This window comes from Kordiimonas sp. (genome assembly GCF_048260245.1).
In the GTDB taxonomy this organism is placed as follows: domain Bacteria; phylum Pseudomonadota; class Alphaproteobacteria; order Sphingomonadales; family Kordiimonadaceae; genus Kordiimonas.
In genome coordinates this window covers 57298-83341 of sequence record NZ_JBLXGZ010000013.1, presented here as the reverse complement: position 1 = coordinate 83341, position 26044 = coordinate 57298, and the positions used below count along the sequence as shown (strand labels likewise).

28 protein-coding genes are annotated in these 26044 nt (G+C 55.1%); 12 read left to right on the top strand and 16 right to left on the bottom strand.

Annotated elements, in window-relative coordinates:
• Positions 1 to 48: 48 nt before the first annotated feature.
• Genes ACN0VM_RS09120 through moaB form a run of 3 tightly spaced genes read left to right on the top strand, consistent with a single transcriptional unit; the run spans position 49 to position 3174 of the window.
• Positions 49 to 873 carry a uracil-DNA glycosylase gene (locus ACN0VM_RS09120; RefSeq protein WP_417450564.1) on the top strand — a complete coding sequence of 275 codons (825 nt, stop codon included), beginning with the start codon at positions 49 to 51 and terminating at the stop codon, positions 871 to 873.
• Positions 870 to 2657, top strand: a complete 1788-nt coding sequence (locus tag ACN0VM_RS09115; RefSeq protein ID WP_417450563.1) for a lytic transglycosylase domain-containing protein — start codon at positions 870 to 872, stop codon at positions 2655 to 2657. The genes ACN0VM_RS09120 and ACN0VM_RS09115 overlap by 4 nt, the downstream gene beginning before the upstream one ends.
• Complete coding sequence (gene moaB, locus ACN0VM_RS09110; protein WP_417450562.1) at positions 2650 to 3174, top strand: molybdenum cofactor biosynthesis protein B; 525 nt, start codon at positions 2650 to 2652, stop codon at positions 3172 to 3174. The genes ACN0VM_RS09115 and moaB overlap by 8 nt, the downstream gene beginning before the upstream one ends.
• Here the strand turns inward: moaB and ACN0VM_RS09105 are convergent.
• Both ACN0VM_RS09105 and ACN0VM_RS09100 read right to left on the bottom strand, forming a co-directional pair.
• A complete protein-coding gene (locus tag ACN0VM_RS09105) occupies positions 3112 to 3657 on the bottom strand; it encodes a Clp protease N-terminal domain-containing protein (RefSeq protein WP_417450561.1) in 546 nt (181 codons plus the stop codon). The genes moaB and ACN0VM_RS09105 overlap by 63 nt on opposite strands.
• A 32-nt stretch (positions 3658 to 3689) precedes the next feature.
• Positions 3690 to 3911, bottom strand: coding sequence for a hypothetical protein (locus tag ACN0VM_RS09100; RefSeq protein ID WP_417450560.1), 222 nt, complete (start codon positions 3909 to 3911; stop codon positions 3690 to 3692).
• A 134-nt stretch (positions 3912 to 4045) separates the two neighbouring features.
• Between ACN0VM_RS09100 and ACN0VM_RS09095 the strand changes: the two genes are divergently transcribed.
• From ACN0VM_RS09095 to ACN0VM_RS09085, 3 genes are all read left to right on the top strand, one after another.
• Positions 4046 to 5554, top strand: a complete 1509-nt coding sequence (locus tag ACN0VM_RS09095) for an alanine/glycine:cation symporter family protein (protein WP_417450559.1) — start codon at positions 4046 to 4048, stop codon at positions 5552 to 5554.
• A 12-nt stretch (positions 5555 to 5566) separates the two neighbouring features.
• The gene (locus tag ACN0VM_RS09090) at positions 5567 to 6049 is read left to right on the top strand and encodes a nuclear transport factor 2 family protein (RefSeq protein WP_417450558.1); all 483 of its coding nucleotides are present in this window, start codon (positions 5567 to 5569) and stop codon (positions 6047 to 6049) included.
• Positions 6050 to 6138: 89 nt separating this feature from the next.
• Entirely contained in the window at positions 6139 to 6777 is a 639-nt protein-coding gene (locus tag ACN0VM_RS09085; RefSeq protein ID WP_417450557.1) for a PAS domain-containing protein, read from the top strand.
• Between the two features lie 54 nt (positions 6778 to 6831).
• On the opposite strand, the gene ACN0VM_RS09080 is transcribed toward ACN0VM_RS09085, so the two are convergent.
• Positions 6832 to 7629 carry an SDR family oxidoreductase gene (locus tag ACN0VM_RS09080; protein ID WP_417450556.1) on the bottom strand — a complete coding sequence of 266 codons (798 nt, stop codon included), beginning with the start codon at positions 7627 to 7629 and terminating at the stop codon, positions 6832 to 6834.
• A gap of 274 nt (positions 7630 to 7903) precedes the next feature.
• Here ACN0VM_RS09080 and ACN0VM_RS09075 point away from each other — a divergent pair, with 274 nt between their 5' ends.
• Complete coding sequence (locus ACN0VM_RS09075; RefSeq protein WP_417450555.1) at positions 7904 to 8569, top strand: hypothetical protein; 666 nt, start codon at positions 7904 to 7906, stop codon at positions 8567 to 8569.
• Positions 8570 to 8582: 13 nt separating this feature from the next.
• Here ACN0VM_RS09075 and ACN0VM_RS09070 read toward each other — a convergent pair whose 3' ends face one another.
• A complete protein-coding gene (locus tag ACN0VM_RS09070; protein ID WP_417450554.1) occupies positions 8583 to 9386 on the bottom strand; it encodes an enoyl-CoA hydratase/isomerase family protein in 804 nt (267 codons plus the stop codon).
• A gap of 28 nt (positions 9387 to 9414) precedes the next feature.
• Positions 9415 to 10107 carry an SOS response-associated peptidase gene (locus tag ACN0VM_RS09065; RefSeq protein ID WP_417450553.1) on the bottom strand — a complete coding sequence of 231 codons (693 nt, stop codon included), beginning with the start codon at positions 10105 to 10107 and terminating at the stop codon, positions 9415 to 9417.
• Positions 10108 to 10182: 75 nt separating this feature from the next.
• On the opposite strand from ACN0VM_RS09065, the gene ACN0VM_RS09060 reads away from it, so the two are divergent.
• Together ACN0VM_RS09060 and ACN0VM_RS09055 are read left to right on the top strand one after the other, a co-directional pair.
• On the top strand, positions 10183 to 10635 hold the full coding sequence (locus ACN0VM_RS09060; protein ID WP_417450552.1) for an NUDIX hydrolase: 453 nt from the start codon (positions 10183 to 10185) through the stop codon (positions 10633 to 10635).
• Positions 10628 to 10840, top strand: a complete 213-nt coding sequence (locus ACN0VM_RS09055; protein WP_417450551.1) for a DUF2842 domain-containing protein — start codon at positions 10628 to 10630, stop codon at positions 10838 to 10840. The genes ACN0VM_RS09060 and ACN0VM_RS09055 overlap by 8 nt, the downstream gene beginning before the upstream one ends.
• A gap of 2 nt (positions 10841 to 10842) precedes the next feature.
• Here the strand turns inward: ACN0VM_RS09055 and ACN0VM_RS09050 are convergent, their stop codons facing one another.
• The 4 genes from ACN0VM_RS09050 to ACN0VM_RS09035 form a co-directional block, all read right to left on the bottom strand.
• Complete coding sequence (locus ACN0VM_RS09050; RefSeq protein ID WP_417450550.1) at positions 10843 to 11241, bottom strand: DUF1801 domain-containing protein; 399 nt, start codon at positions 11239 to 11241, stop codon at positions 10843 to 10845.
• Between the two features lie 32 nt (positions 11242 to 11273).
• Entirely contained in the window at positions 11274 to 12902 is a 1629-nt protein-coding gene (locus tag ACN0VM_RS09045; RefSeq protein ID WP_417450549.1) for a long-chain-fatty-acid--CoA ligase, read from the bottom strand.
• Positions 12903 to 13019: 117 nt separating this feature from the next.
• Entirely contained in the window at positions 13020 to 13451 is a 432-nt protein-coding gene (locus ACN0VM_RS09040) for a Mov34/MPN/PAD-1 family protein (protein ID WP_417450548.1), read from the bottom strand.
• A gap of 7 nt (positions 13452 to 13458) precedes the next feature.
• On the bottom strand, positions 13459 to 13920 hold the full coding sequence (locus tag ACN0VM_RS09035) for a hypothetical protein (RefSeq protein WP_417450547.1): 462 nt from the start codon (positions 13918 to 13920) through the stop codon (positions 13459 to 13461).
• A gap of 11 nt (positions 13921 to 13931) precedes the next feature.
• On the opposite strand from ACN0VM_RS09035, the gene ACN0VM_RS09030 reads away from it, so the two are divergent.
• Together ACN0VM_RS09030 and rpoH are read left to right on the top strand one after the other, a co-directional pair.
• Positions 13932 to 14918: an RluA family pseudouridine synthase gene (locus ACN0VM_RS09030; protein WP_417450546.1), complete on the top strand. Its 987-nt coding sequence runs from the start codon at positions 13932 to 13934 to the stop codon at positions 14916 to 14918.
• Between the two features lie 106 nt (positions 14919 to 15024).
• Positions 15025 to 15906 carry an RNA polymerase sigma factor RpoH gene (gene rpoH, locus ACN0VM_RS09025; protein ID WP_417450545.1) on the top strand — a complete coding sequence of 294 codons (882 nt, stop codon included), beginning with the start codon at positions 15025 to 15027 and terminating at the stop codon, positions 15904 to 15906.
• Positions 15907 to 15936: 30 nt separating this feature from the next.
• On the opposite strand, the gene ACN0VM_RS09020 is transcribed toward rpoH, so the two are convergent.
• The 6 genes from ACN0VM_RS09020 to ACN0VM_RS08995 all read right to left on the bottom strand — a co-directional run bounded on the left by ACN0VM_RS09020 (position 15937) and on the right by ACN0VM_RS08995 (position 24071).
• Positions 15937 to 16458, bottom strand: a complete 522-nt coding sequence (locus ACN0VM_RS09020) for a hypothetical protein (RefSeq protein WP_417450544.1) — start codon at positions 16456 to 16458, stop codon at positions 15937 to 15939.
• Position 16459: 1 nt separating this feature from the next.
• Entirely contained in the window at positions 16460 to 18490 is a 2031-nt protein-coding gene (locus ACN0VM_RS09015; RefSeq protein ID WP_417450543.1) for a hypothetical protein, read from the bottom strand.
• A gap of 210 nt (positions 18491 to 18700) precedes the next feature.
• Positions 18701 to 19993 carry an adenylosuccinate synthase gene (locus ACN0VM_RS09010; RefSeq protein ID WP_417450542.1) on the bottom strand — a complete coding sequence of 431 codons (1293 nt, stop codon included), beginning with the start codon at positions 19991 to 19993 and terminating at the stop codon, positions 18701 to 18703.
• A 38-nt stretch (positions 19994 to 20031) separates the two neighbouring features.
• Positions 20032 to 21207 (bottom strand): ATP phosphoribosyltransferase regulatory subunit, encoded by a 1176-nt coding sequence (locus tag ACN0VM_RS09005; protein ID WP_417450541.1) that lies wholly within the window; start codon positions 21205 to 21207, stop codon positions 20032 to 20034.
• A gap of 36 nt (positions 21208 to 21243) precedes the next feature.
• Complete coding sequence (gene serA / locus ACN0VM_RS09000; protein WP_417450540.1) at positions 21244 to 22833, bottom strand: phosphoglycerate dehydrogenase; 1590 nt, start codon at positions 22831 to 22833, stop codon at positions 21244 to 21246.
• Positions 22834 to 22910: 77 nt separating this feature from the next.
• Positions 22911 to 24071 (bottom strand): phosphoserine transaminase, encoded by a 1161-nt coding sequence (locus ACN0VM_RS08995; protein ID WP_417450539.1) that lies wholly within the window; start codon positions 24069 to 24071, stop codon positions 22911 to 22913.
• 261 nt (positions 24072 to 24332) lie between these two features.
• On the opposite strand from ACN0VM_RS08995, the gene ACN0VM_RS08990 reads away from it, so the two are divergent.
• The gene (locus tag ACN0VM_RS08990; protein WP_417450538.1) at positions 24333 to 24860 is read left to right on the top strand and encodes a hypothetical protein; all 528 of its coding nucleotides are present in this window, start codon (positions 24333 to 24335) and stop codon (positions 24858 to 24860) included.
• Between the two features lie 20 nt (positions 24861 to 24880).
• Here ACN0VM_RS08990 and ACN0VM_RS08985 read toward each other — a convergent pair whose 3' ends face one another.
• Positions 24881 to 26038: a serine hydrolase domain-containing protein gene (locus tag ACN0VM_RS08985; protein WP_417450537.1), complete on the bottom strand. Its 1158-nt coding sequence runs from the start codon at positions 26036 to 26038 to the stop codon at positions 24881 to 24883.
• Positions 26039 to 26044: the final 6 nt, after the last annotated feature.

Genomic DNA, 26044 nt, shown 5'->3' with positions numbered 1-26044 from the left:
AGTGACACCGCAACCTTGATTCAAACGGACGCTATGCAACAGACCCCAATGGAACACACAGATCCCGCCACCTTACTTGCCTGGCATATCGCCATGGGTGCAGACGAAGCTATTGCAGGCGAGTGTGTCGACCGGTTTACCGCGCCTGCCACCACCTTGCAGCCAATTGCAGCACCCGCACAAAGCCAAAACGCCCACGCCGCCACACCGCAACCGAAACCCGGCGGACCACGGCGTGTTGAAGCAAAGCCCGTGCAAGCCATCAGCGGCGCCGGTCAGGCCGCAGCTGAAAGTGCGGCTGCTAGTTGCAACACGCTCGATGACCTTGAAGCCGCTTTGAAAGCATTCGATGGCGGGCTTCTCAAACGCTCCGCCAAAAATACCGTTTTTGCGGATGGTACGCGCGGAGCGGCGTTAATGGTCGTCGGCGAAGCACCGGGCGCTGACGAGGACCGCATGGGCAAACCCTTTGTTGGCGCCTCGGGCCAATTGCTTGACCATATGTTAGCAGCGGCCGGGATGGGCCGGGACAAGGATGTTTATATTTCCAATGTCGTGCCATGGCGGCCCTTGGGCAATCGCACGCCGGACCAAGCCGTTATTACCATGTGCCTGCCGTTTATCAGAAGGCATATTGAGCTTGCTGAGCCGAAGGTGGTGCTGATGCTAGGCGGAGTCTCGGCCAAGGCCCTGCTGGGCACCGAGGACGGCATCACCCGCCTTCGGGGGCGCTGGAAGGAACTAGACCTTAACGGTCAGAAAATTGCCGCATTGCCCGCCTATCACCCGGCGTATCTCCTGCGCCAACCGCACCTCAAGGGGCTGGCATGGCGCGACCTGCTTGCAGTGAAAAGGAAGCTTCAGTCGTTATGAGTGTCAGAATTGTCCTGATCAGTATCTGTTTCCTGTTGCTCGCCGCAAGCCCGGCCAGCCGCGCCGTGCCTGTGGAGATACCAACGGTTTTGAGCAGCGAAGACATCAACCGCTACCGCCGCATCTTTGAACTGCAGGAACAGGCAAAGTGGAATCAGGCTGACAAGATGATCGCCCGGCTTGAGAACCCTGTGCTGATGGGTCATGTCTGGTTCCAACGCTACATGCATCCAACTGGCTACCGCAGCAAATATTCCGAGCTTGCCGGCTGGCTGAAGGCATACGCTGACCACCCCAACGCATGGCGTGTTTATAGCCTAGCGCGGCGGAGGCAGGGCAATGCACACGCGCCACGACGGCCAAGCGAAACCCGCTACCCCGGTGTGACAGGCCAGGCAGCAGACCCCAAGCCGCCGCTTCCCAGCCGCACCCGCGACGAACGCAGTTCCGTCACCACCTTCATGGCCAATGTACGCCGCTCCGTACGCAAGGGTGAACCGGAACGCGCGGAAAAACGCTATTGGGCGATGGTGGAACGCGACCTTCTGGTGCCCTACGAGGAGGCCGAAGCGCTGGAACGTATCGCTGCCAGCTATTATTATAAGTCCAATGATTTCAAAGCGCGGGTACTGTCAACTCGGGCTGCGGAGCTCGCGCGCGAGATCGTACCGGAAGTTGACTGGATCGCCGGGCTGTCCAACTGGCGCACCGGCGACTATGCCACAGCGTACAAACACTTCACCTATCTCGCCAACTCCGAACGGGCCGGCAGTTGGCTGCTATCGGCCGGGCAGTTCTGGGCAGGCCGCACGGCCTACCGCGTTGGCGATGTCAGCCGGGGTGCCGAACACCTCAGGGCTGCCAGCACCTATGTGGAAACCTTTTATGGTCTTATCGCCGCCCGCCAGCTTGGCATAAAACCCGAAATCGACTGGTCAGTGCCCGAGTTGCGGCCCAGCGCGCTCAAGCGGCTGCTGGACCACCCAGCCACTCACCGCGCCATTGCGCTCACTGAAATTGGCCGCGACGATATTGCCGATGAGGAACTTCGCCTGTTGTGGGGCCGCGAAGGCACCACCGTACAGGAAGATCTGCTGGCGCTGGGTGCGCGGCTTAATCTGCCCAATATCCAGATCCGGCTTGGCCGTGTTGGCGGCACCGGAAAACCAGCCTCAACCGCCGTAAGATACCCTCTGCCAGATTGGGCACCCGCCGGCGGCTTCAGTGTCGACCGGGCGCTTATCTTTGCCATGGTGCGTAAGGAAAGTGACTTTCGCATTCGGGCCAAAAGCCGCGTGGGCGCCGGCGGATTGATGCAGGTAATGCCCGCAACCGCCAGCTACATCAGCAAGAACCGCAAGCTGTTGAAGCGCAACCGCAACCGCCTGTTTGAGCCTGAGTTCAACATGGCGCTGGGCCAGCAATATATCGAATATCTGCTGGATATGGACTATGTTGAAGGCAACCTATTTATGGCGCTGGCGGCCTATAACGGTGGTCCCGGCAGCCTGATGGGCTGGCACAAGGAAGTTATCTACGGCGAAGACCCACTGTTGTTCATCGAATCCATCGGTTTTTATGAGACCCGCAACTATATTGAACGCGTGATGGCCAATTTATGGCTATACCGCATGCGGCTGGGACAGGAAACGCCAAGCCTTGACGCTATTGCCTCAGGTGCGTGGCCCACGCTTGAACTTCTGGATACCGAAGACACCGCACTTGCGCACCAGCGCGCGCTGACACGCATCTACACAGGGGCCACGGATAGTGCCGATGATTGATGAAAGCCGCCCGTTCATTGCTGCCCGTATTGCTGTGATGACCATTTCAGACACCCGCACGCTTGAGGACGACCGCTCTGGCGACACGCTCGCTGCGCGGGTTAATGACGCGGGGCATATATTGGCTGACCGCGTGATTGTGCGGGACGACCGCGACGCCATTACCTCGCAGCTTTATATGTGGCTGGATGACAAGGACGTTGACGTGATCATCTCCACCGGCGGCACCGGCATTACCGGGCGCGACATCACGCCGGAGTGTTTTGAAGCGCTTTACACCAAAGCAATTCCCGGCTTCGGTGAGCTGTTCCGTATGCTTTCCTATGAGACCATCGGCACCAGCACGATCCAGAGCCGCGCCACCGCCGGCATTGCGGGCACCACGCTCATGTTTGCCCTGCCCGGCTCCACAGGCGCGGTGAAAGACGGCTGGGACAAAATCCTCAAAACCCAGCTAGACAATCGCTATCGCCCCTGCAATTTCATTGAACTGATGCCGCGTTTTGGCGAAAAATAGGCTCCAACCTACGTTAGAAATGCAGACCAACTCGGCTTCGCGCTTGACAATTTCTGCATCCAGATCAAGAATCCGGAAAATACGCGCAACGACACCAACCTTCGTCTCCGCTAGCACCGCAAGCACATGCGCACTTAACAGCTTGGTATCCCCACGCCTCTTCTGTTGTGACGCTAATACCTGGATGACGGCTTCGCCTGATGCAGATGCTCGAAAAAGGGTTGTCCGAGGTGTGATATCTTCGCCGATATTATCCATTTGTGGCGCCTCAACTCCGACCTTTCTTAACGCTTGGCTATACTGAGCTTCTATTGACCGTTTCAGGCACATCGTATCAACATCGAACTTTGCAAGCACCTTTTTTGCAGTCCCATCCGGCAACTCCAGCGCAGCCAACAGAAAGTGCTCCGCGCCCGGCTTTTCCTGATGATCCTCAAAGGCGTACCGCTCCGCAGACTCACAAAGCAGTTTAATTGTTTTCATATCGTCCAGGCGTCTTCTGATCCTTTTAAACATCACTTCCTCGTATCGTTGTTTATATAGGGCGACAGACGCTTGTGGGCTGCTTGTCTGGACACCCCCAGGGCTTCAGCCACATCAGCCCAAGACCAACCCTCCCCAATCGCTCGACTCACGGTCTGACGTTCGAGTTTGTCTGCGTAGCGCCGCAGCGCCACGACTGCTGCGAAGGCTTCTTCCGGATCTGCAGGGTCTATGGCAGTGGTTATATCTTTCATGGCGTCAACATAAGTTGACGAGCATAAAATGTCAACCTATGTTGACACGCTTTCGCCCCTCATAAATATTTGGGCTTCCCTCTGGATAGCTCGTCGCCTAGTCTGGCGCCACACAAATACCCTGGGGAGAGGATGTGACCGAGTTTAAACGCGCCTGTATCGCGGCCTTCGCTGCCATGGCTATCACTGCGCCATCGTTGGCAGCCGATGAAGACGCCCGCAGCGGTTTTGTGCAGACGCTGGCCGATGCCATCAACGCCCTTGGTGACTTTGTCTTCGCGCAAGTCGACATCTTCGGCCTGCAGGTGGAATGGATCGTAGCTTTTCTCGCGCTGCCGATGATCCTGCTAACGTTTTACTTCGGCTTTGTGAACATCACCAGCTTCAGGCGTGCCTGGCATATTCTGCGCGGTGATTTCCATGACCCCGCCGCCGACGGTGAAGTTACCCAGTTCCAGGCGCTGTCCACCGCGCTTTCGGGCACAGTCGGCCTTGGCAATATCGCGGGTGTGGCGGTTGCCATCAGCACCGGGGGGCCGGGCGCCACATTCTGGATGATCCTGATCGGCTTTTGCGCCATGTCTCTCAAGTTTGCCGAATGCACGCTTGGGGTCAAGTATCGCGACGTACGGGCAGATGGCACGGTCGCAGGCGGGCCGATGTATTACCTCGAACGCGGGCTTCAGCGCCGCGGCTGGGGAAAAGCAGGAAAAATCCTGGCGTGGACATACGCCTTGCTGGCGCTCCCCACCCTGATGCAGGTGGCCCAAGTAAACCAGTCGTTTGAGGCGGTATCCGTAGTCACCGGGCTGGATAGCGAGCCAGCACGGTGGGGTTTCGGCATCTTTATCGCCATTATCACAGCCATTGTCATCATTGGCGGCCTGCGCTCAATCGCCAGTGTCACATCCCGGCTTGTGCCCGCTATGGCCGGCATCTACATCACCGGCGCCCTTGTCATCATCGGCGGGCATATAACCGAGGTGCCCGCGGCTTTTGCTACTATCGTCAGTTCGGCCTTCAGCCTTGAGGCAGGAATGGGCGGTCTCATCGGCACCATGATCATAGCAATGCAACGCGCGGTTTATTCGACAGAGGCTGGGCTTGGCTCCGCGACAATGGCCCACGCTGCGGCGCAGACCAAGGAGCCGGTGTCCGAGGGCATGGTCGCGCTTATGGAACCCTTCATCGATACGGTTGTTGTATCCACGATGACTGCATTGGTGATTGTGATCACCGGCGTATATCTTGATGGGGCGGGTGCAGCGGGCGTCTCGCTGACCTCTGCCGCTTTTGGCAGTGTTATCAGTTGGTTCCCCTGGGTGCTGGCGGTGGCCGCCTTCCTGTTCGGCTATTCCACCATTATCAGTTGGGCCTACTATTCGGGCAAAATCTGGGAGTTCATTTTCAATGGCAGCAAACGCTCGATGACCTTGTTCAAGGTGATTTTCTGCACTGCTCTTATCCCCGGTGCCGTGCTGTCTGTGTCAGAGGTCTATACATTGATCGACAGTATGTTTTTCCTGATGGCCATCCCCAATGTAATCGGTATTTATCTGATGGCACCGGAACTGAAAGCCGACCTCAAGAGCTATCTCTCTCGTTTGCGCGCAGGCCAGATCGGCCGCAACACCCCTCGATAACCCGGAGAAAAAATGCGATATCTCATTGCGATAATTATATTTTTCAGCACCAGTATTGTCTCCCATGCCGGCGAAAATGATAAGGGGTCTGTGTCGAACGTCCTCGATAAATTTCACGCTGCTGCGGCAACAGCGGACTGGGACACCTATTTTGCCCTATTCAGCAAGGAGGCCATATTTCTGGGGACCGATGCTGCCGAACGTTGGGACATCCCGACCTTCAAATCATACGCAGAGCCCTCTGATGGATGGGTTTACACCATGCGTGAGCGCCATATCAACCTGACACCGGACGGTAACAGCGCATGGTTTGATGAACTGCTCACCAGCCAGAAATACGGCACCAGCAGGGGAACCGGCGTGCTGATTCGCACAAAAACAGGCTGGAAAATTTCCCAATACCACCTCACATTCCCCATACCGAACGACCTCGCGGCGGGAATCACGCAACAGATTCAGGTATTTGAGCAGCAGCAAAATATGGGCCAGAAATAGGTCAGTTTTCATGTCTTGAAAGCCCCGCCCAATCCCCGCATGATTATGTCGATTGAGTTCCATCGTCATGATTGGAAGAGGAGGCGCCCGTGCCCGTTTCCGGTGTTTTGGAGCAGTTGCTTAACTACTGGCAAAGCCTGCCACGCAACCAGGGCGCGCACATCCCCGCACGCAGAAACCTGAATATTGCTGAACTGCACGAACTGTTACCCCGCATTTCGCTGTTGAAGCGCGTAAACAGATTTGACGTTCAGGTCTCAATGTTCGGCACAAGTGCGCCCGCGCTTTGGCATAACCCTGTCGCCGGCTTCAACGCCTTCGACCTCACCAGCCCAGACCTCTATGAAAACACCGCCAAACTGTATGATGCCGTTCTTGAACAACCAAGTGGGGCGCATTTAGTCGAGAAAGTTTATCGACACAAGGGACGCGACGCCGATATAGCATCGCTATACCTGCCCCTCGCCGACCAAAACGGCTCGCCCATATACATCATCGGATGTTCGGTGTACCGAAAGCGGCCAACTTACGGCCGTATAAACGACAGACTAGTACCCGACCACCAAAAGGTTACCAGTATTGAATTCCTTGACCTCGGTTACGGCAAACCGGAAGTGAAGTTTGAAAAACCGCATCGCCGTCCAAGGCCAGAGCCGGACCTGCGCTGGTGGGACCGTTTCATGCCTAGTAAACCCCGCCCCGGCAAGGGAACATGGATAGACGCCTGATATCAGCGAATTACATGGCGTATTTTCGAGCTACTCGCAGTTAGACCCTGTGGTCTAACCCATTTTTTCTACCATTTTGAACAGAGTGTTCGGGAAAAAGCGCTTCACCCAGAGCGCCTTCATTTCAGAGCCTTCGCCGACCGGGATTTCCTTTTTGCCTTTTTCAATGCCTCGCATGATCACCTTGGCACATTTACCGACGTCCATGCCTCCCGCGATATTTTTATCGACCTTGCCAAATTCGCTGCCGTCGCCCTTGAGCGCGTGGGTCGCAATATTGGTGCGGATAAAGCCCGGCGTTATGGTTGTCACCTTGATTCCCTCTGAGGCGACTTCCGCCCTCAGGGCATCGAAGAAACCCATCATCGCATGTTTGGCGGCGCAGTACCCCGTGCGTTGACGCACACCGATCTTGCCCGCAACGGACGCCGTGACCACCATATGGCCACTGCCCTGATCCTGCATTACCGGCAGCACCGCCTTGGTAAGCGCTATCTGGCCAAATACGTCCACCTCAAAAAGTCGCCTGTATGTCGCCATATCAGTGTCAACACATAGGGAGCGCTGCGAAATGCCTGCATTATTGACCAGCATGTCAATGCGCCCCCTGAAGCCTTGCGCAGCCTTGGTGGCGGCGGCGATCTGGGCCTCGTCAGTCACGTCAAGCGGCAGCACAAGAACATCATCTGCCCCCGCCCCCTGCTTTCCGCATGCCGCCTTCACGCGCTCCAGCTCTTCGAGCCGGCGGGCCGACAGCACCAGCGACGCGCCCGCCGCAGCAAATTCATAAGCAAGTGCCTCACCAATTCCCGACGATGCACCAGTAATCCAGATTGTTTTACCCTTGAACACCCGATCCTCCCTGCATTGAGTATACGAATGATTTAGAGTAGACAGGTTCAAGTTCAACAGGCCCCCTCGCAATAGCGCCAAGCCACCCATTCTTTGTCCACCGTTCAAGGTCTCATTAATGTATTTTCAGACACCGACACTAATATCTCTGACTGCGGCAGCATGGCGAGCTTTCCGCCAGCGGCCTGAGTTATTTTTCCTGCTCGCGACTTTGTCAGCAATTCTGTCAACATTTCTGTATATGCCTGCGGCAGACGTTCTTTCAGGCCTTATCGTGATACTGGAGCAAGACGCACCGACAGAGCAAATGACAGAAGAGTTGTCCGCCGCAGTCAGTGAAGGGCTACCAACCCTGCTAATTGGCCACCTTCTTGTCACGGCAGTTACAATATTCCTGGCCGTATTGTGGGCGCGGGCTTGTGCGCCGGGCAACCTTACGCCATCGGAAGGCGGCATACGCGCCTATCTGCGGCGCGGTTTCCGCAGCTTCCTGCACATGGTTGCGGCCAATGGCCTGACTGTCCTGTTGGGCCTAGTTGGCCTCCCGCTATTGGCAGCGCTTACAACCGGCATCGGCGGCATTGGCAACGCCGTGATGATGACTGCCATCGTATTGATGATATGGGCGGCACTTGCTCTCACTTCGGTTGCCCACCTTGCTATCGCAGCAGAAGCCCGCGACCGCAAGGAAACACTCCTGAGCGCATGGCGACGGGGCCGGTTTTTCCTGATGCCGATGACGGCATCGCTCGCGGCTCTCTTTCTGCTGGCCTTTGTGGCAGACCTCATCTTGATGGCCATATTTGCCGCAGTTACACCCCCCAGCATGTTCGATACGCTATCAGCTGTAGTTTCAGGCGTGATACTTTTTGGTACAAGTGCCCTCCACATCGCCGCGCTCTACATCGTGCCCGATTTCAGGGATTTGCGGCCGAGATAAGCCCGGCGCGACGTTAATCGTTCCAGCGAAAATCCGCCGGCCGCTTTTCCAGAAAGGCACGCACGCCTTCGACAGCATCCTGTCCTTCATGGGCCGCGCGAAACATTTCGGCCGTGGCATCATCATCATCGCACTGGCCGTCCAGTACATTTTGAACCAAAATCTTGATGCCGCGCACACTATATTGCGAAACCGCCGCGATCTGGTGCGAAAGCGCACTGACTTTTATATCCAACTCCTCCGGTGCGCACAGCTCATCAATTAACCCGATGGCAAGCGCCTCTTCCACGTCGAGCACGCGCCCGGTGAACAGCATACTCTTGGCTTTGGACGGGCCCACAAGGTCCATCAATTGTTTGGTATCGTTCAACGGGTAGACCAAACCCAGCTTTGCCGGTGTAATACCAAAACGTGCCCCGTGCGCCGCGATGCGCATATCGCAATGAAGAGCTATGCCACAACCGCCGCCCATACATGCGCCCGTGATCCGGGCTATGGTCGGCTTTTTTGCGCGCGCGAGGGAGCGTTGCGCCTCGCGGATAGCAACACGATTACTCTCTTGCCGTTTTTTATCCCGCGCGATCGCTTCCAGTTCGGCGATGTCGGCGCCTGCGCAAAAAGCAGCGTCAGAAGAAGAGCGCACCACAATGACCCGAACCGCGCCATCATTGTCCAACGCTTGAACAGCTTGAGGCAGATCACGCCACATCGCTTCAGACATCGCATTACGTTTCGCTGGCCGGTTCAACACCACAGAGCCGACAGGTCCACCTGCCTCAATATAAATGGCGCGGCTGGTATCCTCAAAATCCGTCATGAAATATCCTTAAAACAATGCAACGTCGTTAGAACAGACTTGGCTGGGTTTCTTCGTCGGGCGCACCAAGGCACTCAGGCCCATTGTTGCGCACGTTATTAACCCGCGCGCTCACGGGGCGCCAATGAAAGGCTGTCTCCGGCATAAAGTCAAAGCTACCGAGAAACCCCCTTGGCAACGGGTCGTGCGGCGTAAGCCAAGCTTCATAGTCGCGCGGCTTCACCACCAGTGGTCTCCTGTGATGAAGGCTGGACATAGGGCCTTCGGTGGAGGCGGTCAGTATCGCCATGGTTTCAAGCCAGAAATCACCGCCGGCCCCATGCCACACCGACCAGATGCCGGCAAATGCCATAGGTTCGTCGCTCACGGGGCGAATATAAAACGGCTGTTTACGGCCTGCGACGGTTTTCCACTCATACCAACCTGAGAACGGAACAAGGCAGCGCTGTCGTTTGATACTGGACCTAAACGAGGGCTTTTGCTCTACCGTCTCGATACGGGCATTGATGAGTGGCTTGTCCCCCGGCTCTTTCTTCCATTCAGGAATCAGTCCCCATTCGACCGCGGCCAGTTCGCGGTGGCCTTTATCGTGCTGCCGCACGATGAGCACAGGTTGTGTTGGGGCCACGTTGAAATTGGGTGGCACCGGTGCCCCCGCACGGACGCCAAACCAACGCTCGATGGCGTCATTTGGCGTCGTCAAAATATAGCGGCCGCACATAAGTTCCTTGCCTCCGGGCTTGTCGGGCCGCAAAGTGGCCCCTCATTCATGCACAGAAGAAATAGCAAGCCCCTGATGGACGCAAGAGAAAATCCCACCCGCCCGATTGTCGGTGTCGGCACGGTCATCATGAAAGATGGCATGCTGCTGCTTATCCGGCGCGGCAAAGCACCAAAACTGGGTAGCTGGAGCCTACCCGGCGGCGCGCAAGAATTGGGGGAAACCGTCGCCCAGACAGCCAAGCGCGAGGCACAGGAGGAAACAGGGCTGGAGGTTGAGCTGCTGGGTCTTATCGATATTGTCGACCTTATCGAAGAGCAAGATCACAGCATCAGGTATCACTATACACTAATCGACTATCTCGCCATTCCCATTGGCGGTACGCTAAAAGCGGGGTCCGACGCCAGTGACGCTCGCTTCTTTACCCTTGAAGAGGCGCGTGCGCTTCCGCTATGGAGTGAAACCCGGCGTATTATCGAGTTGGCCGCGACGACAATAGCTGCAAGCGAAAGGCAAAAAGATGACTGAAGACAAACCGGCCGCACGCAGCCTATGGGGCATGTTGATCCTGATCTTTGGGCTTATGGCCTATGCCTTTGTTGTCGCTGGAATCGGCAGCATGTTGAATGAGGTATCGTTGTGGATACAGACCCCCTATTATCTGGTTACCGGTATCCTGTGGATATTTCCCGCACGAAAAATCCTTGAGTGGATGGGCCGCGGTAAACGCTGATTTCAGCCTTTCCTCTTTTTGAGATGATATGTCAGTGCAAGGTCAATACATGACCGGACCGCCTGTTCCGGCAGCGGTTCATCTGATGCAAAAATGATGGCACGCCTGCCATCATAGCGTAAAATGCCGCCAAAAAGGTCTTTGAAGTCTTCAACCAACGTGGTGCCACAGTGCACATATAGCGCAGCTTCTCCCTGCTTCACCCCAAGGCGAAGGGTCGTTCCGCTGCCGCTCTCTGCAGTGACATAGGCAGGCTGGCCCCATTTCAGAGTCTCGGTCACGGGACCAATACGGTCATTTTCAGCCGCCACCTCAAAGATCAAACGACGAAGCAACTGCAACTGTGCTCGCTCGGCCGACTGGAAGGCGGCAAACGCCGCCTCCACATTTTTATCCGTCACCACATATTCCATGCCAGGCATTGAATATCAGCCTATGTGTTGGGGAAACTGTAATCCTTGAAGGTTTCCCGCAGCGTTTTTTTGGAAATTTTACCCGTTGCTGTATGGGGCAGATCTTTCACCAAAGCCAGATCATCCGGCAGCCACCATTTGGCAACCTTGTCTGCCAGGAAAGCGTTCATTTCTTCATGGGTTACGCTTTGGCCCTCTTCCGGCACAACGACCAACAGCGGTCGCTCATCCCACTTTGGATGGAAAATTCCGATCACAGCAGCTTCTGCCACCTTGGGATGGGCCACGGCAGCGTTTTCAAGGTCGATGGAGCTGATCCACTCCCCGCCAGACTTAATGACATCCTTCGCGCGGTCGGTAATCTGCATGTAGCCGTATTCGTCAATGCAAGCCACGTCCCCCGTGTCAAACCAGTTGCCATCCTCAAGGATATTGCCCGCCTCATGCCGGTAGTAGCTTTCTACCACCCATGGGCCGCGGACCATCAGACGACCTGATGTCTTGCCGTCACGTGGCAGCTCCTTGCCTTCATCATCGTGAATGGCCATTTCCACGCCAAGCACTGAACGGCCCTGCTTGCACTGGATATCCAGCTTCTCCTCCGCAGAAAGACCCTGGATTGCGGCGTTTTCGCTACCCAGCGACCCCAGGGGGCTGGTTTCTGTCATGCCCCAAGCATGGTTGACCCGCACACCATAGTCACGCTGAAACGCATCAATCATGCTGCGCGGCGCCGCAGAACCACCGATCGTAACAGTGGTAAGCTTGGCCATATCCTTGCCCGTCGCCTGCAGGTATTTCAGCATACCCAGCCACACTGTCGGCACAGCCGCTGTCACGGTAATACCTTCCTTCACAATCAGGTCATGCAGGGTTTCCGGATCATGATGCGGGCCATTCAGGACAAGCTTGGCCCCTGAACCCGCTGCGGCAAACGGAATACCCCAAGCGTTAGCGTGGAACATAGGCACCACCGGCAGGATGACGGAGGTAGATGTGATACCCAGTGTATCTCCGGCAAGCGCAAGCAATGTATGGAGGAAATTTGACCTGTGGGAATACAGGACCCCCTTTGGGTGACCCGTCGTTCCGGATGTGTAACAAAGTCCGCAAGCAGTATTCTCATCAAATTCCGGCCAACTGAAATTTCCGTCCTCCGCGTCAACCAGTTCCTCGTATGACAAAGCACCCTTGAGCGTAGTTTCCGGCATATAGTCGCGGCCAACCAGAATCACGAAGTGCTCTACCGTCGTCAGATGCTCCGCAATCGCTTCAATGAGCGGTACAAAGGTGACATCAAGCATCAGCACTTTGTCTTCGGCATGGTTCATGATGTAGACGAGTTGCTCGGGAAACAGCCGAGGGTTGACGGTATGCGTCACCGCCCCCATCCCTGAGGCGCCAAACCATATTTCCATGTGACGATGACTGTTCCAGGCAAGCGTGGCCACCCTGTCACCAAACTCTACGCCCAGGCGCTGAAGTGCTTGGGCGCATTTTTTGGCTCGGCTCTCGCTTTCGGCATAAGTATATCGAAACTGTCCGCCCTCCGGCAGCATGGAGACGATCTCCCGCTTCGGATGGTTAATCGCCGCATGCTCAATGAATTTCGAAACCAGCAGAGGCCAGTCCTGCATTTGTCCTAACACGTATTACTCCCCATAAAATACACGAGGCCAGTCTTCCCTAAGCGGCCCGGTTCCAGCGTTTCCTTGACTATAGGTCCGCAGGACAGCTTTTCAATTCATTTGCCAAGGAAAAACGCACTAATCGTCCGAACAAATTGTAACGTTTTTCAGCTGGTGTGGATCAATCGTATCCGCCTGAAAGGCGCGGGTCGAACATTTGCCGGCACTGACTGCCGTAATCAACCATACCCAGCCCCCTTCAACCGACCGGGAGCAATCAATCTCGGATGGCTCCGCCCGACCATTCGGATGGCTGTGCCAAACCCCCACCACCGCAGGCCCTCCGGCGCGGGCAGCTTTCTGCACACGAAGATAAACAGCAGAATCAACCTCGAAGGCAATGCACTTATCCTCACTCGTCACGTTGGCACTCACCGCGACTGCCCTAATGTCTATGTGGCTGGGCCCATGGTTGCCCAGCAACAGGGCACAGGCCTCCTCTGGGTGCCGGCCAGCAGCCGTAAGTTCCAGTTCTTCAACAATGCCCGGCGCAATGGTGAGGTTAGTCATTGGGCGTTCACGGCACCGAAACCACGGTTTGTTGGCCGCTGACACGATCAAGCAGGACAATTAGATCACCGCCGCTGCGATCCCGAAAGTGAAAGATCAACTCGGCCGGGGTTCCGGTTACGGACAAAAGCTCCGTCCCCGCCGGACGCGCTACACTGAAATCACCTTCAGTAAATGCGTCCGAACCTTCCACCCCAGATTCTTCATCTGATGCTACAGGGCTCTCAGCGGCGGGCTCATCAGCCGACAAAAAACTTTCAGCCGCTCGGTTAGCGATCGCATATACCACAAAGGCAAAGAGCGCGATCAAGACAAGGCCCAGCACCAATACAAGCATTTTAAGCCCACGGTGCTGGTTTGCCACAGACTGTAATTCTTCCGTCACCTGCTCCATACCACCAAGGACTTCGCCATCCTGATTATGAGAAGAGTGAATCTCGGACGTGACTTTTTTGTCTTCCGCCATCATAAGATGTCTCCATGAGCGACATGTTTCAAATTACCGTTGATACCGGACAAGCGGGCTTCCGTCTTGATAAACTTCTGGCAACCGCACTGCCAGATTTTTCACGTTCCCGCCTGCAGGCGTTGATCAAGGAAGGACAGGTCACACTTTCCACCCCACCGGCTATAATAAGAAGCCCATCCCGCACGGTCAAATCAGGAGAGGTGTTTAGCGTAAATATTCCGATGCCGGAAGAGGCCTTGCCATCCGCGCAGAACATCCCTCTCGATGTAATTTTTGAGGATCAGCATCTGATCGTGGTCAATAAACCGGCCGGCATGGTGGTACACCCGGCGCCAGGTAGCCCGGATGGCACCCTTGTCAATGCACTCCTGCATCACTGCGCCGGTAGCCTGAGCGGCATAGGTGGCGTCAAACGCCCCGGTATCGTGCATCGTATTGACAAAGAAACCAGCGGCTTACTGATTATGGCCAAGCATGACAAGGCGCATCATGGCCTTGCTGATCAGTTTGCAGACCATTCGATCGAACGCCTCTATAGCGCGGTTTGCAAAGGCCACCCGGTGCCGCCCGCCGCACGCATTGAAGGCAATATAGCACGCCACCCCGTCGACCGAAAACGCATGGCCGTGACAAAAAACGGCGGCAAGTGGGCTGCCACTCATTACCGAACCATTAAGCATTACCAACAGGCAGGAACACCGCTCGCCAGTTTGATTGAGTGTCAACTGGAAACTGGCCGCACTCATCAGGTCCGTGTGCATATGGCAAATATCGGGCACCCCCTGGTGGGCGATCCGGTTTATGGCCGCGCGGGAAAAATTTCAGGTAAAATCAAAGGGCCAGCACGTGATGTGCTCACGGGTTTCAAGCGTCAGGCACTTCATGCCCGTGTGCTTGGATTTTTACACCCTGTTACCGGCGAGCGGTTTAAATTCGAAAGCGAATTACCATATGACATGAAGGAGATGCTGGGTGTGCTTGACCGCTATGCGGTTTAGTACGCGTGGCATTTCCGTGCGTTTGACACCGCGTATTTTTCTGCGGTATTATATCATTGCGATACAATATAGAAACCGGCTCAAAGCCCGGCGCGAGGATTAAATCATGAGTACTCTCAGCAATCTACCAACTTTGTCGCCGGAAGGCAGCCTTAGCCAATACCTGCAAGATATCCGAAAATTTCCGATGCTTGAGGCTAACGAGGAATATATGCTGGCTAAAGCATGGGCAGAGCACAAGGACCGGAAAGCCGCTCATAAACTGGTGACAAGTCACCTTCGTCTCGTGGCAAAAATTGCAATGGGTTACCGAGGTTACGGCCTACCGGTTGCAGACCTTATTGCAGAAGGCAACGTAGGGATGATGCAAGCCGTAAAACGCTTTGATGCCGAAAAAGGCTTTCGTCTCGCCACCTACGCCATGTGGTGGATCCGAGCCGCCATTCAGGAATACATCCTGCGTAGCTGGTCGCTGGTAAAAATAGGCACAACGGCTGCACAGAAGAAGCTGTTTTTCAACCTGCGTCGGCTTAAGGGTCAGATTGAAGCAATTGAAGAAGGCGACCTTCGCCCTGAGAACGTCACAAAAATCGCGGAAAAGCTGGACGTATCGGAAACCGATGTCGTGAATATGAACCGTCGGATGTCCGCGATGGATCATTCGCTAAACGCTCCCCTACGCGCGGATGCGGAAGGTGAATGGCAAGATTGGCTCGTCGATGATGCGCCAGATCAGGAAACCCTCGTCGCGGAAAAAGAAGAACACACCAACCGCCTGTCACTCCTTCAGGACGCCATGCAGGACCTGAACGATCGTGAGCGGCACATCCTGACTGAACGGCGCTTGTCGGAGCCGCCCAAGACTCTCGAAGAGCTGAGCCAGGAATATAACGTCAGCCGGGAACGTGTGCGTCAAATCGAAGTGCGTGCGTTTGAAAAAGTTCAAAAAGCAATGAAACAGGCGGCGGCGAATATGGCGCGACACTAAAAGAATATAAAGGCGTTGCGTGGCCGCAGCTTAACTTCGGCCGCCTCGCCTTCCCTGAGCCCATCCAGGCTCCTCGCCCTCACCATCAGGGTCTCCTAACACCTCTGGCCCCCATAATTCGAGCAGGGCCTGCTTTTGCTGCGCGAGCTGTTTGAGCTTATCCTGCGCCATAGCCTGAAGCACCTGAGCCGCAATCATAGGGCCAACATATATCAGCGCATAGCCAATCGCAGCCGACCCAAACATCGCGACCAGATTAATCGGATCGCTGATAATCATAGAAAAGTCGCGTGGGCGGCTCCATACCTGCATTGCGAAAGGGATAATGCCCGCGATGTTGGAGAAACCCACACACTGCAGCTTTTCCGATTTATGCACACCTTTACCGGTAACACCCAGAACAATTGTCGGCGCCAACCCGACTATGAACAATACAGAGACCTTCCAACTAAAGAGCGAAACAGCAACAAGACCGAGAAACAACAACGGCAGAAAACCGCTCATTTCGCGTTTCGGGCGACGCCGGCGCATTTTCATGGGCACTTTTGCCATTTCAGCCTCCCGGGAAGAAAGTTAAAAACCCAACCATTACCATGGCACCAAAGGCGACTACTCGACTACCTCGAAGCCCCTTGGCTCTGGCGGATGTATCGGTGGGCTGGATTTTTCGGCTAAAGCGCGCTTTTTCTTTATCAAGCTTGATGATAGCCGCGCGTGCCTGAGAAAACTCGCGCATATCTTCAGCCTGCAGGCGGGTCATATTCACCTCCGTAGTAAGCTTGGAGATGTCACCGCCTTTTTTCACTTTTTCCAACAATTGTTGTACGCGCTCCCTGCGCTTCCGGTTTCTCAGGCTCTTGACTGCGGGCTGAAGACCATCAACCAGCTTCTCCGTCAGGTGGGGCAGCGACTCCAGTTTGAAATGCTGCTGCAAGTTGCCAAAGAACTCTGCCGCGAGGCTGTTGAAGCGTGCCGTATCGTTCTGCGCCGCCGCCAACTTATTGAACTCTCGCTCCAAATCCGTACCATGCGCAGCACAAAAAGCGGCTACATGACGGTCCAGCAAGATATTTTTTCCGCCACCTACTCCCGCCAATCTATCGAGCGCTCGCATCATCTGTTTTATTGAGCCGATCCAGACATTACTGAACCGCTGGCTTACGCACGGTAGAATCGGGTTCAGCCCATATAGGACACGTTCCATCCCGCGACCCAGCTGCTTACTGCCAGCTAGAGCGATATAAGGCCGTATTTCGCGCGCCTGCTTGAGAAACCCAGGGTTTCTCTCCCCGCATATTTCGCCCAATGCATTCAGGAAACGCTCATCCAAAATCTCAAGTATGACACCCAGCAGGTCTCTGTCATCGCGCGCAAATGCATCGGCGACCATCGAGGGCAAGCCGTCAAGCATAAGAGAGTATCCCTTATAAGCAACGGGACCCGTCGGGTGCATAAACATGCAGACCCGCGTAACCATCTTATAATCATCGGGGCGGATACCGCCAAGGCCGGTTGCCGGCGCAACCTTCAATACACTTTCCAGCCGTTCATTCAGGATTTCATCTCGGAAAGACAGCTGTACCCAAGCGGGAAAGTCTAAGCTTTTCAGAAAGTTAGCTGCCTCCCTAGGGTCCCGAGCAAATGCATCTGCCAGAAGGCGACGGTCAACATAGGCCACACCCCGGAAATTCGTCGGCCTGTTCATAGACCATGCCCGCATGCTGGTGCGTTTCGGTTTACCTACCCCTTCGAACCAGTCAAGAACATCTTCAGCTGCCCAGCGCTCTTCAATCTCGTCGGCCATCAGGCCCCGTACAAGAGTGCCCAAGGCACCAGGAATATCACGGCCGCCGCCAAGAGCCCAAAATGAGCCTTGGTTCACCCGCGCCATCAACATACTGTCTCGGTCACGGCCACGCCACAACTGCTCGCCAAAATAGAGGCTTTGGAGTGCTGCCCCCAATTGATAAAAATCGCAGCTAGCGTCACCGTTTCCCCGCGCGGTGTCATGCGCAAGCGCTACCTCAAGAGTTTCAAGTGCAAACGGCACCTTGTAACCGGGAGGAGCGCTGTAACATTCACCCAGACAAACTTCCTCGCTATCGTCCGAGACAAAAAACATGTTTGTGGCCAACAGGCTTCTGTGCGTAAAGCCACGTTTGTGAAGGGCGGCAACTGCCTTTAGTGCTGATAAAACAACACTTTGCCGCAGACGATTTGTATTAACCCTTGGGTTCACCCGGCCGTCTGGCCCAAAAAGGGCACCACCAGATGGCCGTTCAAAAATTGTCACCAGTCGCTGACGACGCCCGCCCTGCTCTACAGTCATAAGACCGCGGTCAACCGGGTTCACGATATTGGAAATTGGGCGCGCCTTTAGGCTGCGGTATATGTCATTACGCATCGGCACGGTAGGAATGTGCACAAGCGCATAAACGTCCTTACCTGGACGTTCTTTATCTACGGCTTTAAAAGCGTCTCCGCCAAACGTCGTAAACTCTGTGAGCGGTGCCGAAAAATCTACGGCATACCGCTCCCCAAAGGCACTTTGCCCATTCGGAACTGGTGCGATATCGCCGCTCAAATAACATCCCCTCAGTGCACGTTTCAGGGCTTGACCTGATTTCAGTCAGACAAGCACTCAATATTCATGCCATGGCAATACTATGCGTTTAGTTAACAAATGTGAATCATTCTGGAAAAATTAGCAACCTGAAACAAAACCTGCCGCCTACCCGAAGAGCTGACGGCACAGTTATGATAATCAGATACTGAGAAAACCTGTTCCCGGAGATCAGTCCAGGAATGGATCCCGAACAAGAATGGTGTCGTTACGTTCCGGGCTGGTGGACAGCAGCGCCACCGGCACACCGATCAATTCCTCAACACGCTTTACATATTTGACCGCTGTTGCAGGCAGATCAGCCCAACTGCGGGCACCAAAAGTGCTTTCCTGCCACCCCTCAAGCGTTTCGTATACAGGTTCAACTGCGGCTTGATCTTCCATGCCGTAAGGCAGGTAATCAACCACTTCGCCATTATGCTTATAGCCCACACAAACCTTGATCTCCTCAAGGCCGTCCAGCACGTCAAGCTTGGTGAGCGCAATACCGTCAACACCGCCGATTGTCAGGCTTTGGCGAACTAGAACGGCGTCGAACCAACCACAGCGACGAGACCGGCCCGTCACCGTACCAAATTCGTGCCCACGTTCGCCAAGGCGTTTGCCAATCTCGTCGTTCAGCTCTGTCGGGAAAGGCCCTGAGCCAACCCGCGTGGTGTAAGCTTTGGTAATGCCCAGCACATAATCAAGCGCACGGGCACCAAGGCCTGAGCCACCGGCTGCCTGCCCTGCGATCGTGTTCGACGATGTGACAAACGGGTATGTGCCATGGTCGACATCCAGAAGCGTGCCCTGCGCGCCCTCAAACAGAATACGCTTGCCCGCTTTTGTTGCATCATCCAGCGTGCGCCAGACATTGGTCATATAGGGCAGAATCTGTGGTGCCAGTTCCATCAATTGATCCGCGACTTCCTTGGCGCTGAATTCCTCGTGGCCAAGGCCTCGGCGTACCGCATTGTGGTGTGTGAGCGCCACGTCCAGCCGTGCTTCTATCATCTCGCGGGATTGCAGATCGCATACACGCAGTGCACGACGGCCAACCTTGTCTTCATAGGCCGGGCCAATACCGCGCCGCGTGGTGCCTATCTTCACGCCTGTGGTGGCGTCCTCACGGATCGCATCAAGCTCGCGGTGATACGGCATAATGAGGGTTGCGTTCGCGGCAATCTGGAACGAGTCCGGGCTAATTTGAACGCCCTGACCGCGCAGTTTTTCCATCTCGGACAGCAACGCCCACGGATCAACGACGACGCCGTTGCCGATAACACTGATTTTGCCGCCACGCACGATGCCTGAAGGCAACAGGGACAGCTTGTAGACAGTGCCGTCAACCACAAGCGTATGGCCAGCGTTGTGGCCACCCTGGAAACGCACGACAACGTCTGCGCGCTCAGACAGCCAATCAACGATTTTGCCTTTGCCCTCGTCGCCCCACTGCGAGCCAACAACAACAACGTTGCCCATGCGAAATCCCCTTCCTGGAACCTGTAAAAAACGAGCTTTTAAACGGCCTTGATCTGATCATCAAGGAAGATATGACTACAGCCTAGGCGGGCCGCTTCTTCAACCGCATCGGCATCACGGGAAAGCGCCTGAAGTGTACGCCCTCCTTCAGCGCGCAGTCTCACACCCACGCTACTATCAACCCCATGAGGCAAATAGATTTTTTCAAGCACGCCCGCTTCAGGCAATGCCTTCAGCAGTGTGTCAAGGTAAACAGAAAAGCCCGTGGCTTCTTCTGTACGCCCATCCGGGTGAGTTACCAGATACCGGCCGCCCCGGCCCAGTTCGCCCTCGCCGCCCTTGGAAAAAAACGCGAATCCAATACCGGATTTATATTCAAAGCCGTGGCTTTCACAGGGATCGATCGTGACAGAAAGCTTGGGGAACCGTTCACAAACCATATTAAGCAGACGGCCAAGGCGCGCTATGAGTTTGCCCGGCGCACCTTTAAGCTCAAGCCCCCGCAGGATCTCAACCGCCCGTTCACCCGGCCCGGCTGCATTCAAAAGTGTTTCAAATTCGGTACGTGTATTTCCGCTAAGTGCAACGAGCGCACCAATATCCTTTGCATCGAGGGCAGCGAATACCATATCACGTACGTCACCAGTTAGTTTGTGGCTATCGCACATCTGTGCCACAAGCGGCGCAACCGTTAGGTCAAGCGACACATCAACAAGCCCAACGGCTTCAAGCGCTTCAACCGCCAGCACGATCACCTCAAGTTCGGCCTCAAGGCTTGTGGCCCCCACGAGTTCGACACCTGCCTGCACAAATTGGCGGTCGGGGCGCATCTGGCTACCCTTGGTACGCAATACATTGCCGCTATAGGCTAACCTGAGCGGCCGGGGTGCATCAGCAAGCCGTGTCGCGGCAAGCCGGGCCATCTGTATCGTCATGTCAGCCCGAATTGCCATCATGCGCTGGGTGTCCGGGTCCATCAGTCGGAACAATTGTTTTGCCCGCGTGGCACCCGGCCCCACCAGCAAACTGTCTTCATATTCCACCAGTGGCGGCGCCACCCGGTCATATCCATGAGAAAGGAAGCTATCCACGAGGCCACGCACCAGCATGTCCTCCTGCTCGGCCACGGGGCTGAGCTGGTCACGAAATCCTTCCGGCAACAAAGCCTGGCGGGCATAGGTTGAGCCCGCCATCTGTTGTCTGGGACCGTTCATGGGTCCGCTCCCTTTCTCTGTTATTTACATCAAACCTTATTTGTCTGCCCGAAAGGACAGCCGTTTTGCCTGACGTACATGGGCGAGAGCGGACACTTGGTCAAGTACAATATCCTTCAGCGGCACATCAACCGCGACAAGCGCTACCGCTTCCTCGCCTTCAATACGGCGACCCAGGGCAAATGTTGCGATATTGACCCCGTTATACCCAAGAAGCGACCCCAAGGCACCAATAAAGCCCGGTTTGTCGTCGTTAACGACATACAGCATATTTGGTGCCAGTTCCGCCTCAAGCCTGACCCCGTTCACTTCCACGATCCGCGGCATACGGTCGGCAAATAGTGTGCCGGATACCGTGCGTGTGCGCTTCTCGGTTTCCACTGTCAGCTTGATGCCGGTATGATAGTCGCCTTCGCGGTCATGTTTGACCTCGGTCACCTGAACACCGCGTTCTTTTGCTATCACCGGTGCATTGACCATGTTCACGCTATCCATGAGCGGCGAAAGCAGGCCTTCCAGCACCACAGCCGTCAGCGGCTTGGTGTTGAGGCCCGCTACGTGGCCTTCATATTCGATGACGATACGCTTTAGGCCGTGTTCGGTAAGCTGGCCAGCAAAACCACCAATCTCTTCCGCCAGCTTCATGTAAGGCTGCAGTTTCGGTGCGTCCTCAGCGCTGACAGATGGCATATTAAGCGCGTTAGTGACAGCGCCCGTCAGCAGATAGTCGGACATCTGCTCAGCCACCTGAAGTGCCACATTCACCTGTGCTTCGGTGGTTGAAGCCCCAAGATGCGGGGTACAAATCACATTGTCATGACCAAAGAGCGGGTTTTCTGTCGCCGGCTCAACTTCAAATACATCAAGCGCTGCACCGGCTACCTTACCGCTTTTCAGCGCCTCAAGAAGTGCCGCCTCATCAACAAGACCGCCCCGGGCGCAGTTAACGATACGCACACCGTCTTTCATCTTCTTGAAGGCTTCCTTACCCACGATACCACGGGTTTGGTCCGTGAGCGGAGTGTGGAGGGTCAGCACATCAGCGCGAGCGAACACGTCATCCAGTTCAGCTTTCGTCACGCCAAGTTCTGCTGCACGCTCCGGCGCAAGAAAGGGATCAAAAGCGACCACTTTCATTTTGAGGCCAAGCGCACGCTCTGCCACCACAGAGCCGATGTTGCCGCAACCAATCAAACCAAGCGTTTTGCCGGTCAGTTCTACACCCATGAATTTGGATTTTTCCCACTTGCCGGCGTGCGTGGACGCATTGGCCTGCGGTATCTGTCGTGCAAGCGCCATCATCATGGCAATAGCGTGTTCAGCCGTCGTGATGGAATTCCCAAACGGTGTGTTCATGACCACCACACCGGCATTGGTCGCAGCAGGCACATCGACATTATCCACACCGATACCGGCGCGGCCGATAACCTTCAGATTTTTCGCCGCTTCCAGAACTTTTGGCGTTACCTTGGTGGACGATCTTATCGCAAGGCCATCATAGTCGCCGATAATCTTCAGCAACTGTTCCTTGTCGAGACCCGGTTTATAGTCAACTTCAACACCAGCCTCTTTGAACGTTTTCTCCGCAAGCGGGCTCATTTTATCGGAAATCAACACCTTAGGCATGATCATTCCTTCTCTATTTTTAAAATATGGCGTTTGGCGGGGCCACGCGGGTTCAAACCGGGCCCCTGCCCTCTAATCTATTGTGCCTGAGCGGCCTTCACCGTCGCATAGGCCCAGCCGAGCCATGCCGTCAGTGCCTCCAAATCCTCGGCATCAACTGTCGCCCCGGCCCAAATTCTAAGGCCAGGGGGCGCATCGCGGTAAGCACCGATGTCATAGGCGACGCCTTCTTCATCCAGAAGGGCAGCCAGCTTTTTAGCCACCGCAGCCTGTCCGTCTACGTCAAGCTTGCCAAACCATGGATCAACAATTTTAAGGCATACACTGGTGTTGGACCGTGTGGCCGGGTCGGAGGCCAAAAAGTCCACCCAGTCGGTTTTTGCCACCCAGTCGGCCAGTACTTTAAGGTTGGCTTCCGACTTCGCGATCAAACCCTTGAGCCCACCGATACCTTCCGCCCATTCAAGCGCGTCGATATAATCTTCGACACACAGCATGGAAGGCGTGTTGATGGTTTCACCGGCGAAGATGCCTTCAATCAGTTTGCCACCTTTGGTCAGGCGGAAGATTTTTGGCAACGGCCATGCAGGTGTGTAGCTTTCGAGCCGTTCAACCGCCCTTGGGCTGAGGATAAGCATACCGTGTGCAGCTTCACCGCCCAGCACCTTCTGCCAGCTGTATGTAACAACATCCAGTTTATCAAACGGCAGGTCCATCGCGAACGCGGCAGAGGTGGCGTCACAAATGGTCAGGCCCTTTCGGTCATCCGCGATCCAATCTGCTGCGGGTACTTTTACGCCAGACGTCGTGCCGTTCCATGTGAAAACCACATCATGATCGGGATCAACCGCGTCAAGGTCTGGCAGTTCGCCATAAGGAGCATCAAAAATGCGGACTTTCTCCAGCTTGAGCTGCTTGGCTACGTCGGTTACCCAACCTGCGCCAAAACTTTCCCATGCCAGCATGTCCACGGGACGCGCCCCGAGCATGGACCACAAGGCCATCTCGACCGCACCTGTATCAGACGCCGGTACAATGCCAATGCGGTAATCATCTGGCACACCAAGAATTTCACGGGTTTTGTCGATCGCGTATTTAAGCTTGGCTTTGCCAGGCTTCGCGCGGTGAGAACGGCCAAGAGCAGCGTTCTGAAGTGCGTCCACCGTCCAACCGGGGCGCTTTGCACACGGGCCCGAGCTAAACTCCGGGCGCCGAGGCGCAGTAGTAGGCTTTGTCATGTCTCTATCCTTCCAGATAGCAAGCGCCTCGTTGGGGAGGCGTGTCCCAAAAATGAGTGCCGACCTCACAGACGACAGCTTCCCAGTTGGGGGAAGTACCGGGGACGGAAATTATAGGAAGCGCGGATAGAGTCAATGAAAGATTTATATCGGACGAGAGAAGTTTTTATAACGGCCTTGCGTCACAAAATGCACCCGCGAAGGGGAAAGGATGTATCCACGTATAACCGCCATAAGCCTGTTCAACATAGCGAGTTTCCCATGCGTACCAAAGTATCCGCCGCCCTTCTCCTCACTGCTGCAATGCTTCTGGCGTCTTGCGCGAGCAGCCGCTCGGACAAGCAACAACGGCACCCCCAAATAGACAAAGACATGGACCCGGCTCGTATGGAGGCAATAGTCAGCCAGTACATCGACCGATGGGATTATAACAACGACGGCGCGGCAACCTGTGAGGACATCAACGTTTCCCGCAGCAGACTTTTCAGGTTGCTGGACGAAGACAAGAATGCGGTGCTTACATCAGGCGAGTATCGACACGCCAAATTTGAAGATAAATCCTTCTTGTTTTTCTATTTCATTCGAATTGACTCAAATGGTGACGGAGCCGTCTCGCTTGACGAAGTCATCGCTGTTCCACATAGCCAGTTTATGGCGGTGGACAAAAACGCGGATTGCAGCATTTCACCGCAAGAAGCCATGGCCTCGATGCGGGACAGCCGAGCAAGGGACCACCAAAGCGGTGGCCGTGGCAGACCAGAAGGCCGAGAAGGCAAACGTCCACGATGAAGCATAAGGACAAGCTCGCATTACCGAGCCTGCTTGTTTTCCTCTGCTTCCTTCATAGCGTCCCGAGCGTCAAACGCTTCATCCCAAAAACTAACGGAGAGCCTGTCTATGGAACGTGTCTGGGCGTTCATCAACATGACAAGGCCAAGACCAAGCTTCTTGGAATAGGATATAAAAGCCCGGTACCCTCGCACAGCGCCCGAGTGCAAAATCACCTCATCCTCTGAAAAGGAATATATTCGCCAACCGAGTCCATAATGGGCATCTGAAATATGGCGACGCCATGCACGGCGGTTAAGCTCACGTGTCGTCCTGACCTCCTTTGAAGTCACGGTTTCCAGCAATTCAGGCGAAATGACGCTGGAGCGATATCCCATCTGGGCGATCAGCCATTTTGCCATATCTTCTATGCTGGCGTTTACACCAGCGGCAGGCGAGACGCGGTAATAGTTGGGTTCAACCAATACACGGGTCCAACCATTCCGGCGGGTGAAGACATGAGGCTCCGCCCTGTTCGCCGTAGACAGGAAAGATTCCAATCCAACAGACGAGTGATCCATATCAAGGGGTTCGAGAAGGCGCTTACTCACCAATCCGCGATACGTTTCCCCGGTCGTTTGCTCCATCACCGGCTGTACAAGGCTAAAGAGAATATTCTGATACCCATAACAATCGCCCGGCTTGCACATCGCCGCGATCTGATCAAAGCGCGGGATTATTTTCTCAAGCCCCCAATCGTCTTCCAGCATATTGTCATAAGCATTGGGCGTCACGCCTGCACTATGGCTAAGCAAATGCCGGATTTTGATGCCGCTGGCATGTCCGGCGTCTTTAAACTTGAGGTTCGGCACATAGCCCACAATACGGGCATCGAGGCTAAATTTCCCTTCCAAGGCCAACATTGCAGCCAGCTCGGCAGCAAAAGTCTTCGACACCGACGCCAGACGAAAAACAGTCGCGCTATTGACAGGAAGGTCGGCGTCTACCGCACGTGTGCCCATCGTCTTCAGCGCAACAACACGGCCATCCTTTACAATTGCATAAGCTGCACCCGGGACTTTGTTCTTACTGAATTCCTCAGTAAACTCTTTATCAAACGCCTGCACAACAGCATCGTTCGCCCCCGTTGAACCAGCGGAGAAAAGCGAGAAAATCAAAACGGAAAATAAGATACGCATAACTTT